Source organism: Hydrotalea sp., from assembly GCA_030054115.1.
In the GTDB taxonomy this organism is placed as follows: domain Bacteria; phylum Pseudomonadota; class Alphaproteobacteria; order JASGCL01; family JASGCL01; genus JASGCL01.
In genome coordinates this window covers 1-2,046 of the sequence record JASGCL010000091.1, presented here as the reverse complement: position 1 = coordinate 2,046, position 2,046 = coordinate 1, and the positions used below count along the sequence as shown (strand labels likewise).

Below are 2,046 nucleotides of genomic sequence, written 5' to 3'. Positions count from 1 at the left end.
GTTCCGCAACAAGTTTTTTGCCCTTAAAACACATAAATTCACTTTTTTTTGCGCATGGGGACAAGTGGCGGGCAAGCAGAGGCAAGAATTATAGAAAAATAGGGTCGCGGCGAAATCTTTAGCCGAAAAGCCACCGAAATAGTCAATAATCCCAGTTTTTTTGTGATTATCGAAAAAAAAAGACGATTTTATGTCAAAAATGATAAAATAATACTTTACAATCCTATCAAAGTAGTATATTATTCTATTATAAATTAGAAAAAAGGTTAAAATACCAAAACATTTGGATTGGAGAAACAAATGAAAAGGAAATTACTTAATACCTCGGCCAAGCGGGCATTGCTTTGGGCTATAACGGCTATCAAATATATGGGTTTTGTTGGCGCGGCGTCGTTGCTTACCCAGCAAAATTCCATGGCGCAGGAATATGATACCTCAACCGTGGAGTTTTTTGCCCAAATCAATAACCCTGGCGACAATGAAACCATCGCGAAAGTTATCGTCCCAACCTCGACTGGCCGGTTTTTTATCAAGGGCGATGCGGGTTATGTCTATGGTTTTGGCAATAATTGGGGCGGTGTGGCGGGGAATTCGACAGAATTTCATACCTATGGTTACGGCGGTTCGCTTGGTTATGAAAGCGCCTCAGGGCTTGGCATCAGTGCCGATTTCCTGCGTTACAATCAAAAATGGTCGGCCGGTGGCGTCGATGGGAGTGCCGGGAATGCTTTGGCGGCGACCGGAACCTATAATTACGATGCGGCTTATAATTTAATCACCGTGACGCCCAGTTATAAAATAAAACTCGGCGACGACAAGCAATGGGGGTTGAAATTAGGGTTCGGCGTTGGTGTTAGTTTAAATAATTTGCAGGTGAGTGCACCCGGTGCATCATCGTCCGGTGTGGCGGTGGCGGGTGGTGCGCTTTATTCTTACCGCGCGCCAACCGCGGCGACCGGTGCCGATTGTCAATTTGTCACCGATTCCAATGGGGCATCTGCCGCTATCTATAATGGTGGGTTGGTGATTGGCGGCGACAATGTTAATGGCGTTTTTGTGGCGGCTAATTCCCCGGCCTATGCCATGCCGGGCAATTCTTGTGTTGCCTTTGGCACCGCCAGCAATATCTACAGCTCGGCCGATTTAAGCGGCAGTGGGATAAGCGACGCGCAATTATTGGCCGACTTTAAATCCGGCGCGGTAACGTTGTTGCTGGGGACGACTGATGGTCAAAATTATTTCAGCATCTCCATGCCTTCGGGCACGGCCTATCGGTTGAAATCCGGCGTGGTGGGCGCGGGGTATATTGGTTCGGTGCCGGTGGGCGCGTTCAATTATGATGGCGATTTTGAACTGGATACCGACAGCCTCTTTGGTTATTTTTTAGCCAACCCGCAACCGGGGGCAAAATTTTCTCGGCCGCCGGTTACCGCCGCCACGGTGGCAAATGGCAATAATATCGTTATTTCCAACACGCCGATAGTGGTGACGCCGGTTATTGATAATAAAACGGCCCAAACAAGCGAGCCACAGACCCAACCCCAAGATAAAACGCAAACCGATCCGCAACCACAAACCCAAGCGCAAACGTCCCCGCAAACGCAAACGCAAACCCAAACGTCGCCGCAAACCCAGGCGCAAACCCAAGCACCAGCGACCACTGGCACCAACACCAACGCGGCGACCACGACCCAAACACCATTTGGCGTGGGGCTGGTGTTGGCACCATTGGTGGGGGTTGAATATGACAATGGTATTTTCCATGTCGATGTTACCGGCCGTTATTTTTACGCCCTGAGGGATGTTGCCTATCACGGCAATGACAACAGCAATTATCAAAGCAAGAAGGGCGCGCTCGGCGTTGCCGCGACCCTCGGCCTTGGCCTCAATTTTTAAACAATTTATTTTATCAAAAAATCATTCCATGATTTGTTGATAGCGGCGTAGCGTAGTTATAAGCGTAAAAGAATGCAAAAAAAATAGCAGGGCGCGGCGCAATTTATTTTATTGCCAGCAACAGGCGAATCTTTTTATAAGGGAGGATGT

The 2,046-nt window shown here is 48.3% G+C and carries 1 protein-coding gene; it reads left to right on the top strand.

The annotated features are described in order from the left end of the window. The first annotated feature begins 300 nt into the window (after positions 1-300). Positions 301-1,896 (top strand): hypothetical protein, encoded by a 1,596-nt coding sequence (locus tag QM529_07775; protein ID MDI9314553.1) that lies wholly within the window; start codon positions 301-303, stop codon positions 1,894-1,896. The last annotated feature ends 150 nt before the right edge of the window (positions 1,897-2,046 follow it).